The organism is Gracilinema caldarium (assembly GCF_029265695.1).
Taxonomy (GTDB): Bacteria; Spirochaetota; Spirochaetia; order Treponematales; family Breznakiellaceae; genus Gracilinema; species Gracilinema caldarium_A.
In genome coordinates, this window is sequence record NZ_JAJUHW010000016.1 from 39,623 (window position 1) to 56,677 (window position 17,055).

A 17,055-nucleotide genomic window follows, 5' to 3' on the forward strand; every position below is an offset into this window, starting at 1 on the left:
GAGTATTTTTTATGATTTTGGGAGCCCTCAATACCGGCTTACTCTACCCGGGAAACTGTTATACCATCCTTTCCTGTGGAATATTCCTCATCGCCAGATCTGAAAACCAGCGGCTCTTGAGCCTGGACAGTGAAAACACCCGGAGCCACATCAACCGCCACAGAGATACCGCGCCAGAAAAAACGGTATCGGAGCCGTTTCCACTGGGGCGGCAGCCAGGGTTCAATACGCAGCATCCCATCCTTGTCCAGGGACAGGCCGCCGAATCCGAAAACCGCGCTCTGCCAGGTGCCGCCCGCATTGGCCGCATGGAGCCCGTGGGCGGTGTTCCCCTGATTATCCACAATGTCAGTCTCGGCGGCCTTTATAAAATACTCGTAGGCATGATTATGTTTACCAAGTCCAAGACCGACCATGGCATACATGGAAGGGCTCAGAGAACTTTTGTGCATGGTCCGCCGTTCATAGTATTCGTAGTTTTTAATTTTTTGCTCCAGGGTAAACTCTTCGCCGATCATCGCAAAAAGCATGACCACATCGGGCTGTTTGATGAGCTGGGTCTCATTCAGACGCCGTACATCCAATCCTTTGGGCCAGAGGGGCATGCCATTCTTGTCCCATTCGGTTATTGGAATGTCTTTAAGCTTAAAATAGCCTTCGAACTGTTCAAGAAGTTCTCCGTCCTGGGGAATAGAGAGTTTATCCGCCACTTCCTTCCAGGACTCAAGCTCTTCCCGTGTAACCTGGGACCGGGAAAGGATCTCCTTTAAAAGAGCCGGGTCTTCTTTATCAAGTTGATGAACTAAATCCCGTACTTTTCGCAGAGCCCAGGCGGCAAGATAATTGGTATAGGTGTTGTTATCCACATGTTCATGGAATTCATCGGGGCCAATGACATTCCGTATTTCGTAGCGCTGTTTTGCCTCATTCCACTGAACAAAACTCACCCAGAACTGGCTTGTTTCAAGGAGTATCTGGAGGCCCTCTTCGATAAGGAACTGCCGGTCCCCTGAAACCTGGAGATATTTCAGGACCGCATAGGTAATGTCCGCATTGATATGGACTTCCAGTTCTCCGGTCCAGATACGGACCAGATGCCCCGCATAGTCTACCCCCCAGGGCGGCGTCACCTCCACCCCCGTATCGGCGCTTTCCCAGGGGAATCGGGCTCCCCGGTGGCCTCCACCGCGAGCATTCTCTCTCGCACCGGCAAGGGTATGGTAGCGGTACGAGAGGAGGCTGCGGGCAGTCTCCGGCTGGGTAAAAATGAAGAAGGGGAGCATAAAGGTTTCCGTATCCCAGAACACATGGCCCTTGTAGCCTTCGCCGTGGAGGCCCTTAGCGCCGATACTGACCCTGCTTGTTCCCGGGTCGGCGCAGGAAGAGAGGTGAAACAAATTAAACCGAATTGCCCGCTGGGCCCGCTCATCCCCTTCTATCTGAATATCCGCATCGTCCCAGAAGCACCGCATCACTTTCCGGTGGGCCTCCAGTTCCGCCTCATAGCCCTCTGCAGCAAAGGCGGCCAATGCGGAGCGGATATCATAGTTGTGCTCAGAGCCCGCCTGCGGCGTTACCATGCCATAACCCAGCCGGTAGATGACGACAGGGCGGCCTTCGCTTAAGGTGAGTTCGTATACCGCCTCCACCCGTTCAGCCAGGGGTCGGAGGACAAGCAGTTTTAAGGCTGGCTCGGTCTCGGGACAAAGGAGAAGCGCTCCTTCGCAAACACGCATCCCCTGGTCTCGCGTCTGGGACTCCAAAAATATGCCCGCCGCGCCTTCCAGCTCAAGCCGGCCCCGGTCGGTAACTTTTATGTGCTGGACCGCGTCCAGGGGATGCTGCCAATTATTCAGCACCGCCCCGTCGATTGCTATTTTAAAAAGTATACGGCGGGAAAAATTCTCCGCCTGGAAGACCCAGCGCTCGGCCCAGCGGTGCCGGTCACTGCGGCTTACAAAGCGGTCACTCTGCATCCTGAGCCGGGATCCGGTTTCCGCTTCGTAAACAAGGCTGGTACTGACAAGTCCCTGTTCCATGTCGAGCGCCCGGTGATATTCCAATGCACCCTTTTTACCGACCAAGGCTTCTTCGTAATCCACATAGATCCTGAAGGGAAGCGGATTGGGACAGTTCACGAGTTCCGTGACCGCGGCCTCGGACTTGTCAAAGAGGCCTGCATAAAAGGCTCCTGGAAAGCGGGGCTGACAGAAGGGGGACTCGCCCCGGAGACTGCGATACCCATTAGCCAGGGTAAAACGGGTTTCATGTGCAGCGGTCGTGTCCGCTGAAAGATCCGATTCTTCAATAAGCCAGCTCGTATTCTGTGCTGCTGATTTTTGAGTGTACATCTGCGGTGTTCCTTTTCCTGTTAATTAGTTCTTATGTCTTCGAGCTGAAGCAGTATCTGTCTGGGACTAAGGCCCCGGAAAGTGCGAATAACGATATCAGCCTGGGATAGCTGCTGGGGGGATCCAATCCCGACACAGTACATGCCGGCCCGCCGGGCTGCCTGAATGCCCGCCGCAGCATCTTCGAATACCACACAGGCCACCGGCTCAGAGCCAAACGACTGGGCCGCCAGCAGAAACACCTCGGGGTCCGGCTTTGCCCGGCTCGTTATCCTGCCGTCTATAACAGCATCAAACAGGTCTGCGATTCCGAGACGCTCTAAAATAAGGGGCGTATTCTTACTTGCACTGGCAATGGCAGTTTTAAGCCCACTCTCCCGGGCTTCCCGGACAAAGCGGTCTGCCTCAGGAAGGATTTCGTCCCGGCCCATCCGGGAGATATACTCCACATACCACTGGTTTTTCTGTTCCGCATAGGCATGACGAGTTTTTTCATCCGCCTGGATGTTGCCAATAGAAAGCAGAATATCCAGGCTCTGCATTCGGGAAACCCCCTTGAGCCGTTCGTTGTCTTCTTCGGTAAAGTCAAAACCCAGACTTTGGGCCAGCCTGCGCCAGGCTAGATAATGGTATTTGGCGGTATCCACCAAAACTCCGTCTAAATCAAAAATAAAGGCTTGTATCATCCTTTAACTCCCGATGCTATGTTGCTGCTGATGAACTGACGCTGGAATATGAGGAACATGATGACCATAGGGAGCGTCACCAGGAGGCTCGCGGCCATCATATATTGCTGAATCGTGTAATAGCTTGAGCGGAAAAAAGCGAGTCCCAAGGTGAGGGTGTAGTTTTCCGCCTTTGACATAATAATAAGGGGCCACATAAACTCGTTCCAGGTCCCGATGATCACATAGATAAACTGGGCAGCCATAGGAGCCCGCGAGTTGGGCAATACAATGGAGGCAAAAATCCGCGGGATGCTAGCCCCATCAATATAAGCTGACTCTTCCAAGGCCCGGGGAAAATCCAGGAAAAACTGGCGCATAAAAAACACGATAGCCACACTGAATAGTTTTGGGATAATAAGTCCCGCGTAACTATCTACCCAGCGCAGACCCACTAGAAGCTGGTAAACCGGTATCAGGGTTACCGTGCTGGGTATCATCATGGAAGCTAAAAAGAGGGAGAACCAGAAATCCCGGAGGGGAAAGCGCAGCCGGGCAAACGCATAGGCTGCCAGGGTGGAAAGGGCCACGAGCCCCACCGACACGGTGGATGCATAGAGCACCGTATTCAAAAACCAGCGGGCTAGGAGGGGTACCTTTTCAAAAATAATACGGAAATTCTCCGCCGTCATAGGAGCCCCAAAGACCTGGAGCTTAAACAGGTTGATGCGCGGAGGCCAGGCCGTGAGGTCCACCCCGACCGGTTCGCTGCCCCCAGGGGGCACATAGGTAAGGGGCGCCAGGGCAACGAGCAGGGCCCATACAAAGGGAATAAGGCAGATAATCCCGTATACAAGCATGAGCAAGAATCCCAGCACCTTTGCAGGGCTTAGATCCTGAGATCTATTTCTTTTGTTGAGCAAGGGGGCCTTCTCTTTCATACAAGGCTCTCCTTTATAAAGCGGCGCTGCAGCATGGTGATAGCGAGGATAATCACAAAAAGAATGACCGCAATGGCCGAGGCATAGCCCATCTCACCGTACTTAAAGCCCACATGGTAAATGTAATAGGCTATAGTTCGGTTCCGAAGATTGGGTATTAAATAGTAGATTTGATCGAAAACCTGAAGGCACCCGATGGTCCCCATGACAATGACATAAAGCACCTGGGGCCGCAGCAGGGGGACCGTAATTTTCCAGAATACGGTACTCGCAGGAGCCCCCTCTATTTCGGCGCTTTCATAGAGTTCAAGGGGTATCCCTTTAAGTCCCGCTAAAAAGGTAATCATAAAGTAGCCTGCGGTGGTCCAAATATTCATGGCCATGACCGCAGGCAGGGCCGTAGCAGGATTGTTAAGCCAGTCCACGGGCTCAAAACCAAAGGTTCCGAGCATCTGGTTTAAAAGGCCCGTCTTAAAATAAATCATGAGAAAGATCATGCTGATTGCAGAAGAAGAGGTAATACTCGGAATAAAATAGAGGATCTTAAAAATCTGTACCCCGCCGCTTAACGAATTGGCTGCCACCGCGAGGATTATGGCCAGCATGGTTTGGATGGTCACCACAATCAGAGCAAACTGCACCGCATTCCAGAGGGATATCCAAAAATACTGATCCCCGATCATCCGTATATAATTTTTTATTCCCGTAAAGAGGGGCCGATAGGCTGGGAAAAGTTCCTTCCCGTGGGGGCCCATATAGGCAGTCACGAGGCTTTTCAGTTCCCGGTTTTCATTCAGTTTTCCCCGGGCAAGATCGGCAAAAAAGGCGGCCTTATCAAAATAGGATGCCACTAATTTTTTCTGTGTTTCTGTGAGATCCAGGAGCAGATCATCGGCAAGAAAGGCAACCATATCAAAGGAGTCTGCGAGGGCTTTGATATCGGTAATCTGGGCCACATCTATATCCCGATTCAATAAAAGCTCGTCCTGGATATTCACGGTCATGAGATTTTTTTGAGTCTCCAGGGGGTTGTAATCGGTAACGCTGAAATAAAAGGTTCTAAAAATGGGAATAATCGTAAAAACAAGGACCCCCACAATAACTGGTAAGGTAAAGAGGTACCCGTACATTCCCTCCAGAATCCGATTCCGTAAACCTGAACGCATCACAGCACTCCTGGTATAAAGCGCAGCCCCATGCATTGAGGCTGGAGCTGCGCTAAGTAATTACTCGACCCAGCTGTCGTAGTTTTCGGTAACCTGCTTAACCAGGTCATCCACCGAAAGCTTTCCGTAGAAAGCATCTTTAATACGGGAGTTGATTTCGTCATTGGCCCGGGAGAAAAGGCCCGAAGGCGTTTTGATCCGCCAAGCGGTTCCGTATTCTGCGCCCCGGTAGAAGGGCAACTTGATTGGATCCTTATCCTGGGCAGCAATGGTCCTGTTGCTCGCAAGGACACCGGCCTTTTCTACAAATATTCTCTGGCCTTCGCTCACAAGGAATTTCAAGGCTGTAATAGCCGCAGCCCGGTTTTTGGTCTGCTTGTTAATAGACCAGCTTACGGTGTAAATCATGGTAGATTTCTGGGTTCCCCGGGGCATTTCCACAACGCCAAGTTTCTTATATACATTGGGGAAACTTCCCTTGAGGTACCCAAGGCACCAGGGGCCGGACATAATAAGGGCTACCTGCTCCTTGCCAAAGGCCTCGCCTTCCCAGCCCGCACCTACTGAGGAGGCCTCTACGCCAAGACCCTTTTTGTAAATATTCACATACATCTGGATAGCAGCCTTGGTTTTTGGTTCCGCAAAGGCAATGTTCATGTTGTCATCGGTTACCCTGCCGCCATTAGCGATGATAAATGGAATCATGCGGTTAAAGTCCGCGTTGATAATCATGGGATTGGCCACACCCTTGGCCTTAAGGGTTTCAAGCATTTTGATGAACTCGCTGTAGGTCATGCCATCCTTGGGATAGGGAACCTTGGCCTTATCAAAGATTTCTTTGTTGTACAATACCGACAGGGTAGAAAAATCCTTGGCGATACCATAAATACGGGAGTTAAAGGTAAAGCCATCAATTAAGGGCTGGGGAAAATCTTTCAGGGTGCCATCTTTGAGGTAGCTGTCCAAGGGCAAAAGATTGCCGGAACGGGCGAATTCTTCAAAGGCTGAAACATCAAGATAGAAAAGATCCGCTGCGGTTCCGCCAGCAAGCCGGGTCTTTAAGGTCTGGTTGTAATCCCCCGGTGTGGGTTCCCATACCATAACAATATCTTTATTTTTTGCATTAAATGCATCTACCATGGCCTTTATGGCCGCTTCTTCATCGGGGTTTCCGGGCCAACCGGAAATACGGATCTGGGTCTGGGCAAAAAGCGGTACGCCAATCAGGGCGCATACCAAAAACAGCGATACAAATAGGGCACTACGTTTCATGAATGTCCTCCTTCTTGATAATCTGATACGGAACTAGCTGCGGATCCCGGGTATCCGCAGCGTCCGCTCTGTTATGGATGAATGGTAGCACCCCTTTGATAGGCCCGCCATTACAATAATTGGCATTGACATGGATAATATTGACATCCATACTTAAGCCATGGATCTGCGCTATATCGGCCTGAGTATCGGTGAAGCCTTTGAAGCCCATAGCCACCGAGATGAGGGAGTCTACGAATTTCACCTGGTATTGGAAGGGCAGGGATTGTTTTATAACGGAGACCGGGATTATCCCCTGGAACCGGGGACCCTCTTTTTTTCTCTGCCTGAGGAAACCCATGCAGCCCGAAGCAGTATACCTATGGTTCTTTATTACTGTAACTTTTGGCTCTATCCTGAGGACCAGAATCTAAAGCATGCCCTGCGGGAACGATTTTTAGGCCAGGCGGCCATGAAGGTGGGCCGGGCAACTAACCTAGTTTTTGAAGAAATCCGGCGAAAGCACGCAAGCCGGGACAGCTGGCTGAGGCATTCGGCAGAATTCCAGCTTTTAGCTTATCTCTATGAACTTTTAAGCGGCGAAGGGCAAAGCACAGGCCATCAGGGTCAGATCTATATTAATGAGGCGCTTAACTATATGCAGGCCCAGATACGGCGGGACCTTAAAATGGACGATCTTGTCCAGCGGCTCGGTATCGACAAATCCTATTTTATCAGGCTTTTTAAAAAAACCATGGGCACGAGCCCCCTTCGCTATTATCTTAACCTTAAAATGGACGCCGCCAAGGACAGCCTCCGCAATTCGGATAAACCAATCCGGACTATAGCCCGGGAGCTGGGCTATGAGGATGAGTTCTATTTTTCACGGATCTTCAAATTGTACGAAGGGATTTCACCCCAGTGTTACCGAAAGCGGCATGTGGAACCGGAATTGAGCTGAAGGACTACCGTCTCGGTGAAAGCCGGGCGACGGGCTCAATACCGGCTGCAGTGCCGGAATTGAGCTGAGCAGCCCTACTCCACCGCTAGGAAATAAAGTTCATGCCGCTCTGTTGCCCCCAAGCCAATCGTTACTTTGTACCAGCCCGGCCGCCAGGAACCCGTTGGAGCTTCGAGAGCGATGTCACCCACATCGCCTGAGACGGAAGCCGTGACATCGCCTTGGAGAACAATTTTACCTGACGCGAGATGCATAACCGCTACAGATAGCCTTGGTGCGCCAGAGATACCATTAACAGCAAATACCACGCGAATGGTGCCGGTAGAGACTGGGAAACGCAGGGAAGGTCCAATGGCGAAACCTTTCGTATCCCGGCCCAGGGCCAGAACAAGATTCCCCAGAGCGGGCACCGCAGGCTCTGGATCCCGCTCCAGGTAAAGCGGCGTTGACCAGACCTGGCCTCGGGTAAAGCCCTTTTCCGATCCCTTCACAAAATCATCAGGATCCGCCGGATCGGCAAAATACACCGTCGTTGATTCTCCCGGTTGCTTGGCTGCGTAAACAACCCAGGCAAAACTGCCTTCGCTTTTTTCGCTTACCGTAAAGCTTGTCCAGTCTTTAAATTCCCCCGCGGAACTCCCTGAGGTGTTTAAAGCGATGCTCGCTGTGACCCCCGAACGAGAAGGCCGGGACTTGAGGGTAGGATCATAACCAAGGACCATAATAAGTCGGGGTTCCCGCCCTTCGGTCTTCCAGACAGAGCGCATGGTATATTTCCTGCCCTTCTCAAGAGCGATGCGACACACACTGGTGTAGTAGCCCCCGCCAATAGTAGGATACTTGCCCTCGGGAGCAAGTTCAGAGGCCGCCCTGAGGATAAAGCTCTCGTTCACCTTTAAAAGGGGAATCTCTTGAGCAAAAAGCCTCATGCCAACTGATATGGAGATAAAAAACAAAAGTAAACCAGAAATGTTTCTGCGAACCATAATCGATACTCCCCCACCCTTAAGAGCATATGCCTTTAGGGCATACGTTAAAAATAGCTTTCAAAAGCTGAGGTATCAAGGGGAAATATACTATAATTATAATGTTAAATACTTTTTTATCATTCGATTATCTGGGATAAATCCTGAACATACCAATCTGCACCAGGCAAAAGCTCTCTATTTCCAACTGCCACCACATTCATACCCGCTGATTTCGCAGCCATAATTCCTGCCTGTGAATCTTCAAATACCACACATTTTTGATATGGCACATCTAAGCCATCTGCTGCTTTTACAAAGACTTCAGGATCAGGCTTTGCCTTTGAAACTAAATTTCCGTCTATAATTACATCAAAATAATGATAAATTTTAAGTTTTTGCAGAATAAAACTAGCGTTCTTACTAGCAGATCCTAATGCAACCTTTTTTTGTGCTGTCTTAAGCATATTAAGATATTCCCATGTCCCAGGAAGAAGATGACTAGCATCAATCTGGTTCAGCAGTTCAACATACCAGTGGTTTTTCTTTTCCGCTAGGAATGTTTTCTCTTCATCAGAAATAGTTAACTTCCCGATTTCTAGCAATATTTCAAGGGATCTCATTCGGCTTACCCCTTTCAGCAGTTCATTGTCCCTTTCCGAAAAGTCAAAACCCATTTCAGCAGCAAGCCGTTTCCATGCCTGGTAATGAAAACGGGCGGTATCGACAAGAACTCCATCTAAATCAAAAATAAAGCCCTGCATAACATGATGCAAATCTTTCAGCATATGGTATATCCATCCTTAGTAACGGTAATTGTATATCGTTTTCCTTTGACATATGAAACAAAGGAGACGCTACGCCATTCCCTGGGTAATCGTGGATTGACCTGTATAACTCCATTTTTAACAGAATAGCCGCAAAATCCATACACAACACTCATCCATGTCCCACCATTTGCAGCGGGATGAGTGCCTCCAATATAGATGAGCCCGGCGAACTGTTTTGATTCTCCCGTCAAATCTGTTTCAGCTGTTTTTTTAAAATAGTTAAAAGCCTTATCAGGTTCGTTGATATCACAATAAAGGAGGGCATGCATGGATGCACTGAGACTAGAACCATGTTCGGTTCTGCTCTCATAAAACAAAAGATTATTTCTTTTGATAAATTCAGAATAGTCATCTTTAAACAGGTATAGCATGGCAACAACATCAGCTTGTTTAATTATCTGTGTATGGGATGCAATACCGTTCGCTCCGCCCCAATATTCTTTCGGATCCAGAAGTCGTTTTTTCAAATTATCTATATCGATATCTTCTAACTTAAAGTAATCATCAAACTGTTCAATAATCCCTTCAGAATTTGGTTCAGGTATATACAATTTTTTAATAATATCTTCTATAATTTGAAGATAAGGTTCTATGCCTGTCTTTTCTATGATTTCTTTGTAGAATGAAGTATCTTCTTTGTCATAGTATTCTAGATAATCAGCAGCGGTTTTTAGGGTAAACAATATTATAATATTTGTAAAAGCATTATTATTTACCCGTTCATGATATTCATCAGGACCCGTTACATCCCGTATTTCATATCTTTGTTTTGCAGGAACATATACAATATAGGAAATATAAAACAATGCACAGTTTACAATTACTTCTAAAGCGCCATTTCTCAGCAAAGTAAAATCACCTGTTACGTCACAGTAACGCTTGATTAAATATACCACATCAGCGCTGATATGAATTTGCTTATCACGAAAATATGTACGCTGAGGTCTGCCAGTAAACACATCTACCACATTAAAGTGTGAACAAGCGTCATCTCCGGACTCCTGACTTTCCCATGCATAAAAAGCTCCTAGATATCCATACTCTTGAGCTTTTCTTTTTGCGCCGGGAAGTGTTTGTATTCTATAATTGATAAAACTATTTGCCACCACAGGATCAGTGCTTAAAAAATAGTGTGAAATAAACTGTTCCGTATCCCAAAAGACTGCGCCTTTATAGGTCTGGCCTGAAAGCCCCCGAGCTGGTATGGACAAAGCATTTGCATGACGTGGAGCGATAATGTGCAGCTGATACAAATTATATCTTACCTGAGATTGTGAGATAGGATCACCTTCTATTTTTACATCTCCATCCAACCATATCTTATCCCACCGTTCTTTATGGATCTGAAGTGCTTTCGTATACAAAGAGCGGCCATGATCCTTCCGTAATAAACAATCAGCTTCATATGCAACTTCTGTACTTCCTATAAACATCTGTGCATTACAATATAAAGTAAATACTTCATTAGCTTCGAGATGAATGTAGATTGTTTCTGCAGAAAAGGTTGTTTTAAGAGGTTGATCTTTAATTTGCTTACGAAAACTCCTCCCTTCTACAAACCCCTCTGATATTATTTGAATAGGAATGCCTCTCTCTTGTGTTTTGCATAAAAGAATCATTTTATTTTCTATGGAACTGCATTCGAACTGTATAAGATGAGGTCCATTAATATCATGAACAGTTCCATCTATTCCCCGTTCAATACGCAAATCAACTGATTTGTCTGCTGTGACAGTGTATTTCTGATAAAGCCTGCGAATATCTACCATACTGGCAAATCGCTCTGATTGAACACTCACCGTCACTTCATTAATGCGCCAATTGCTTTTTCTTGAAAATATTCCGTATTTAAAATTGAGTTGCTGTTCATGACTGATTAAATGAGGAGACTTTATGCTGAGTAGCTCTTCATGCAGCGTATAAAGTCTGACAACTATGGGATTCGGCAGGTTTACCGGTTCACGCCATTTTGTTCCCTGCTTATCATACAGTCCATTAACAATGGTTGCTGGTAGATACGAAGCATCTGCTTCTTCAACTGTTCCCCTGTATCCAAGATATCCATTGCCGATTATAAATCTATTACCGTTAGTGATAATCTCCGAGTCATTAGTCCCAGTATCGCTTATTGTCCATTCCCCTAATTTAAACATATCTTAGCCTCTTATTTTCTGAGGAATTTCAAAATTGTTTACCCCGGGTACTAGAGATACGGGCTTTCCATACAAGACAATCTGCAATTGAGTTCCTTCTCCCTGTTCAGCTTTAATCTTAAGGCTGTCTCTCATAACTAAGATTTTTAATTGATACCCCTTATATGTTATACTAAATGAATAGGAATGCCACTTTGCAGGAAGTATTGGTGCTAATTTAAGCATTGATCCGTCACTCCGAAGCCCACCAAATCCATACACTATATTCATCCAGGCAGCGGCAATACTAGTTGTATGGAGACCTTCTCCAGTGTTACGGTTATAATTGTCCAAGTCCATACGGGTTGCAAAATTAAAGAATTGGTATGCCTGATCATACTCACCGAGTTCAACAGCAAGAATAGAGTGAACCGAGGGTGACAAGGATGATTCATGTATCGTTTTTGGTTCATAATAATTATAATTGGCTCTGATGATATCAGGGTCAAATTCGCTATTATGAAGCAGTAGAAACATGAGTACATCGGGTTGTTTAATCATATCCGTCCGGTATATTCGGTCATAGGACCAGTGGTGATATAATGGAAAATCAGTTACAGGTATACTACGAATATCTGTATGGGGAAGATTAAAGAAGCCCTCATGCTGTTCAAAAAGCTTTGTCTTTTCATTATACAAAATAATCATACGATCCGCACAAATTCTAAACTCATCTAATTCTTGCTCTGTAAAATTGATTGATTCCTTTAAGTGTTGATATAATTGAGATGCCTCCCGTGACATCCTTTCTAATGTTTGCAATGTAAACTCAAAAGTTTTTTTTGCCATAAAATTAGTATATGTATTATGATTTACCATCATGTGAAATTCATCAGGCCCCATAACACCATAGAAACCAAATCCACTTCTATCAGCATTCCATGCTCCCCGAGAAATAAGAAACCGGCTTACTTCCACAAGGATTTCTGCACCATATTGAAATAAGAAATCATCATCTCCGCTTAGCCGATGATAATGATAAATACCGTATGCTACAGCAGTGCTTGGTTGAAACTGCAAACTCGCATGCTGCCATAAATCACAGGCTTCGTTTCCGTTCAGTGTTGCAACAGGATAACAAGCACCGTGACAATCAAGCATTTTCGCTCGCGCCTTCGCCTGGGGCAATGTATTATAACGGTATAAAAGCAGGTTCTTTGCAGCATTTAGATTATTAAAAAGATAAAAGGAAAGGCAATACGTTTCAGTATCCCAAAAAGCATGACCGTTATAAGCTTCTCCCGTAAGGCCTTTGGCACCTATATTATGTTCAGGATCCTGGCCGTGATAGGTTTGCTGCATTTGGAAAATACAGAACCGTATACCTTGTTGATTTATATCATCACCATCAATTTCAATATCAGTAGTATTCCAAACTCGTGACCAATATTCTTCTTGTGCATTCAAAGCTTTTTTATAATCAAGATCTATTATTTCTTTTTGAAGATATGCTAACAAGTTTTCTTTATTTTTTTCCTCGTTCCAACCATTTTTATAAACCCGATTAATTACAAACTTATCAACAATCGCTTCCACCCCTTGAGTAAGTGTTAATATCAATTCTTGGGCGACTATACCTGTTTCATGTATATTATGGACATCCTTAACATTTGAAGTCTTCCATAAATAAGCAGATGCAACTGATTGGCCTGTCCCTATAGTAGACCAAGCCATAGCCGCACCATCAGTAAAAAATTGAAAGCTCTCTTCCTTCCAATATTTCTTTTTCCTGCTTTCCTGTATAATATTACCATTGAGCCCAATACAAATATATAGTTGTCCAGAGAAATTCAGAGGTGTGCAGGAGATCCTTTGATAAGCCTTTTCAACATCTGTCATATCTAGGAAACGTTCAAAAATCATTTCAATTTCTTTGCCGGTTCTGGTCCTCCAAATAAATGAACGGGTGAGAGTACCATTTTTCATATCCAGTACACGACTATAACTTGATATATCTGAATGCCCCATTTGTAGTTGTTCATTATCAATGATCACAGTTGTATACAGCCAATCAGGAGCATTCACCATAAAATGAGTTTCATTAACGATACCTTTGTATGCAGATTGGTTTGTTGAACGTTCAACATCAAAGACACCGTTATAATAGCTTCCTCTGAGTGTTTGAAGAACAGTACCTTCTTCAAAATATCCCCGTATACCAATATATTCATTTGCTAATGAGAATACTGATTCTGCAACCAACCGATGATCTGAATCCAAGCTATTTTCAACAATTTTCCAGGGATCAACAATTAAGAACTTGTCAGCGTATTTTTGCATTACTAATATCTCCCTTGTATTCTATTTCTGCAAAAAAAAGAAAAACGGAATGTTTATCCCTTTATTCCTGATTGCAGATTTACCTGTGTGATTTGTTTTTGGAAAATTAAAAACAAAAGTATAGGCGGAACCATGACAAAGGTTACCGCCCTCAGTATTTCTACATCGGTAGCCTTTGTTGCTGTTCTAAATTGAAAGAGTCTTACCATAACTGTTTCAAGACCCGTATTGTTCAAGACCAAATATGGCAAGAGAAAATCTGACCAAGCTGCATTTATAGAAAACATTATAATAACCATAATGATTGGCTGACTCAGGGGTATAGCGATATCTCTAAATATTTGGAGATCTGTGCTTCCGTCAATCTTTGCAGCTTCAACAAGCGACATAGGAAGCACATCAAAGAAATTTTTAAACATGATGACATAAAAGGCATTTGCTCCCATGGATAGCCAGAGAGGAATAAAACTACCACTAAGACCAATTCGGTTTATATTGATAAAAAGTGGAACTATACTAGTTGTTGCTGGTATGAGCATACTCCACATAACAAGACCATAAATAAGTTTTGCCCCCCGGGGTTTTATCTTGGAAAGCACATATCCTAAAAGCCCATTAAAAATGACTGCACAAAAAACACTACCTACTACAGAAATGAAAGAATTCTGGTAATATCGTACGAATCGCAACCGTTTCCAGGTTTCAATATATCTTTGCAAGTCAAACCGTTCAGGCAAGATATTTTTACCTATCGTAAATTCTTTAATATCCTTAAAACCGGAAAACAAAACCCATACAACCGGAGCTAAACAGAGAAAAAGAGTCATTACTGCAAAAAAAAGTATTACATCATAAATGAATCGTACTGAAGCTTGCTTTAAATCAAGATCACGGATAATTCCATTATTCATTTTAATATTCCTTCGGTTTATTCATTTTACTATAAATAGCAGTCAGAGCTACAAGGATAATCGAAACAACAACTGAAACTGCTGCAGCTTTTGGGTAATCATATTTTTCAAAAGCATATTTAAACACAAGCTGCATAATTGAAATTGATGCATTGTTTGGACCTCCATTAGTTAAAACAAGCGGTTCATACAGAATTTGGAACACCGCAATAATTTGCAATATCAGCAAAGTTCTTGCCAGATTATAGATTTGCGGAATTGTGATATGTTTAATTCGTTTTACTATTCCAGCTCCATCAATTATTGCTGCTTCGTATAATTCAGGATCAATACTCTGTAGACCTGCGATATATAATAGTGTAGTTGCTCCTGCACCTTTCCAGGTCAAAGTAAGAACGATAAGAGGAATAGTCCATTGCGGATTAGTCAGCCATGGCTGTGGTTCAACACCAATATAATTAAGAAGAATATTCAAGATTCCTGTTGGCCCGGGCCTAAAAATAAAGCCCCACATAAAAACAATAGCCATCCCTGGAACAATACTAGGCAAATACACACCAATCTTGAAAACAGATTGACCCCTTCTTATTTCGTTTATTAGAATTGCAAGTACAATAGGCACCAAAAAACCGATAACCAAAGACCATATTGTATATAAAAAGGTATTACGGATTGCTGCGATGAAATCAGGATGATTGAAAACGACAAAATAATTATCCAAACCAACAAAATTAATGAGCCTCATGCCCTGTGCATGAAATAGGGATAACCGAACACTCTCTAATAGAGGTTCCCAGACAAAAAAAACGAAAAGTAAAACACTTGGCAGCATCATAAGCCAGCCAGGAACATCATTGATGAACGGTTTTTTATATTTTCCAGGTAAGCTCACAATCTGCCTCCTTTGTTTTCCGGTTTCAGCTTTTTAAGCTGAAACCGGAATTATAGATTTTTTAGGTAGAGCTCATTTCGAATACCAATCTCTTTTGAAAAAACATCATTTATTTATTTGAGCATCAAGCAAGCCTTGGAAATTTTTCTGTGCCCTATCCAGAAGAGCTTTTATGTCCGAGTTCTTATCAGTGAGCACTGCCTGCAAAACCTTAGTTAATTCTGCATATAGATCCTGGGCTAGCATAGGTTCTTCGGTCTTTAGATTTGTCTTTTCTGCAACCTTAGTATAATAGTCCTTGTACAAGCGCATATCCACATTGGAATATTGGTTAATGACATCCTGCTGAGCCTTGAGATATGAGGGATCAGTCCATGCGGGGAAAGTAGGTACTACTGGAATTCCCTCATTCTGCCGATTCTGAGCATCTGCCTTCATACCTGCAATTGACTTTTCAGTTACAACAGGAGCCTTACCCATAATTTCTAGATATTTGAGAGCTGCTTTAACCTGGTCACTGCTTGCATTTGCAGCGAACATATAAGGTGTCCCACCCATAAGCGAAAATTGACCTTTTGGTCCAGCAGGCACTGGAACAAGGGCAAGATCAGTTACCGGAAGTCCATTCACCTGGGTGGGCTGATTTACCGCATCCTGAGCAGCAATATACATTGCAGCTGCTCCAGTTCCTATAGCCCGGAATCCAGTTCCCCAGTCTTCATTGGTTGGATCAGGAGTCAATACATCATATTTCCATTTTAAATCTTGTACATATTGAACAGCGGCGATTACCTCTGGTGTATTCAGCTGTGCTATCCATTTTCCGCCTTTTTGAACTTCGAACTGTGCACCGAACCCCCAAGCAATATTAGTAAAATGCCAGCCCCCTGCATTGTCCTTTGCTAAGAGACAAAGCCCTGCACTCCCGGTCTTATTTTTGATAATTTTCGCGGTTTCCGCTAATTCAGCCCAGGTTTTCGGATATAGCGGAATCCCATTTTTATCTACAAGCCCTGCCTTTCTGAATAGATCTACATTTAACATAAGTCCCAAAGCATACGCATCCCGGGGAACGCCATAAATCTTTCCATCCTTGGATAGCAGATTTCGGATACTTTCGTTCATTTTAGTATCCCAACCGAGGGCTTTTAACTCCTGTGTAATATCTTTTACAAAACCACCGGCAATTAATTTTTGAGGTTCAGTAAACCAAGTTTCAAATATAGTCGGAAGTTTACCCGATTCCGCCAAAGAAACAAAAGTATCAGTGGCATATTTATAATTTGCCGGCTGAATTACTACATTCGGATACAAAGCATTAAAATCCTTAACAAATTGTTGGTGCATGGCAATATCCCCTGCGAGGGTATCCTCAGGCCATATCCCCAGCTTAACGATAACCTTACCCGCCGAATTACCACTACCCTTGTCACTAGCACCGCTCGCGGCAACCATGCTTACAATGCCCAATATCAGGCATAATGCAACGATCGTCCTCTTCATACATCGCTCCTTGTTTCGTATATTCCCCGCACCTAACCTTGCAGGTTTAACGTTAAACCTAACGTTATTTAAACACATAAAAATGGTACTGTCAACCAATTGATTCAAATTAATATTTTATTTCAATACTGGTTTTGAGATATCCCC

Annotated in this window: 13 protein-coding genes; 1 reads left to right on the forward strand and 12 read right to left on the reverse strand. The window is 44.5% G+C overall.

Annotated elements, in window-relative coordinates:
* Nucleotides 1-38 precede the first annotated feature (38 nt).
* From Q7P68_RS07125 to Q7P68_RS07145, 5 genes are read right to left on the reverse strand one after another with little or no spacing between them, the layout of a single operon-like run.
* Nucleotides 39-2,351: a glycoside hydrolase family 65 protein gene (locus Q7P68_RS07125; RefSeq protein ID WP_304224402.1), complete on the reverse strand. Its 2,313-nt coding sequence runs from the start codon at nucleotides 2,349-2,351 to the stop codon at nucleotides 39-41.
* 20 nt (nucleotides 2,352-2,371) lie between these two features.
* Nucleotides 2,372-3,037 carry a beta-phosphoglucomutase gene (pgmB, locus tag Q7P68_RS07130; RefSeq protein ID WP_304224403.1) on the reverse strand — a complete coding sequence of 222 codons (666 nt, stop codon included), beginning with the start codon at nucleotides 3,035-3,037 and terminating at the stop codon, nucleotides 2,372-2,374.
* Nucleotides 3,034-3,957 carry a carbohydrate ABC transporter permease gene (locus Q7P68_RS07135; protein WP_304224404.1) on the reverse strand — a complete coding sequence of 308 codons (924 nt, stop codon included), beginning with the start codon at nucleotides 3,955-3,957 and terminating at the stop codon, nucleotides 3,034-3,036. Before Q7P68_RS07135 ends, pgmB (Q7P68_RS07130) begins: the two co-directional genes overlap by 4 nt.
* Nucleotides 3,954-5,123: a carbohydrate ABC transporter permease gene (locus Q7P68_RS07140; RefSeq protein WP_304224405.1), complete on the reverse strand. Its 1,170-nt coding sequence runs from the start codon at nucleotides 5,121-5,123 to the stop codon at nucleotides 3,954-3,956. The genes Q7P68_RS07135 and Q7P68_RS07140 overlap by 4 nt, the downstream gene beginning before the upstream one ends.
* A 60-nt stretch (nucleotides 5,124-5,183) precedes the next feature.
* Nucleotides 5,184-6,395, reverse strand: coding sequence for an ABC transporter substrate-binding protein (locus Q7P68_RS07145; RefSeq protein WP_304224406.1), 1,212 nt, complete (start codon nucleotides 6,393-6,395; stop codon nucleotides 5,184-5,186).
* Between the two features lie 160 nt (nucleotides 6,396-6,555).
* Between Q7P68_RS07145 and Q7P68_RS07150 the strand changes: the two genes are divergently transcribed.
* On the forward strand, nucleotides 6,556-7,335 hold the full coding sequence (locus Q7P68_RS07150) for an AraC family transcriptional regulator (protein WP_304224407.1): 780 nt from the start codon (nucleotides 6,556-6,558) through the stop codon (nucleotides 7,333-7,335).
* Between the two features lie 74 nt (nucleotides 7,336-7,409).
* On the opposite strand, the gene Q7P68_RS07155 is transcribed toward Q7P68_RS07150, so the two are convergent.
* The 7 genes from Q7P68_RS07155 to Q7P68_RS07185 form a co-directional block, all read right to left on the reverse strand.
* On the reverse strand, nucleotides 7,410-8,321 hold the full coding sequence (locus Q7P68_RS07155) for a hypothetical protein (RefSeq protein WP_304224408.1): 912 nt from the start codon (nucleotides 8,319-8,321) through the stop codon (nucleotides 7,410-7,412).
* Between the two features lie 119 nt (nucleotides 8,322-8,440).
* A complete protein-coding gene (pgmB, locus tag Q7P68_RS07160; RefSeq protein ID WP_304224409.1) occupies nucleotides 8,441-9,088 on the reverse strand; it encodes a beta-phosphoglucomutase in 648 nt (215 codons plus the stop codon).
* Nucleotides 9,082-11,283 carry a glycosyl hydrolase family 65 domain-containing protein gene (locus Q7P68_RS07165; RefSeq protein WP_304224410.1) on the reverse strand — a complete coding sequence of 734 codons (2,202 nt, stop codon included), beginning with the start codon at nucleotides 11,281-11,283 and terminating at the stop codon, nucleotides 9,082-9,084. The genes pgmB (Q7P68_RS07160) and Q7P68_RS07165 overlap by 7 nt, the downstream gene beginning before the upstream one ends.
* A gap of 3 nt (nucleotides 11,284-11,286) precedes the next feature.
* Nucleotides 11,287-13,602, reverse strand: a complete 2,316-nt coding sequence (locus Q7P68_RS07170) for a glycoside hydrolase family 65 protein (RefSeq protein ID WP_304224411.1) — start codon at nucleotides 13,600-13,602, stop codon at nucleotides 11,287-11,289.
* A gap of 53 nt (nucleotides 13,603-13,655) precedes the next feature.
* Nucleotides 13,656-14,513 (reverse strand): carbohydrate ABC transporter permease, encoded by an 858-nt coding sequence (locus tag Q7P68_RS07175; RefSeq protein WP_304224412.1) that lies wholly within the window; start codon nucleotides 14,511-14,513, stop codon nucleotides 13,656-13,658.
* Nucleotide 14,514: 1 nt separating this feature from the next.
* Nucleotides 14,515-15,405, reverse strand: coding sequence for a carbohydrate ABC transporter permease (locus Q7P68_RS07180; protein WP_304224413.1), 891 nt, complete (start codon nucleotides 15,403-15,405; stop codon nucleotides 14,515-14,517).
* 105 nt (nucleotides 15,406-15,510) lie between these two features.
* Entirely contained in the window at nucleotides 15,511-16,908 is a 1,398-nt protein-coding gene (locus Q7P68_RS07185) for an ABC transporter substrate-binding protein (RefSeq protein ID WP_304224414.1), read from the reverse strand.
* Nucleotides 16,909-17,055 lie beyond the last annotated feature (147 nt).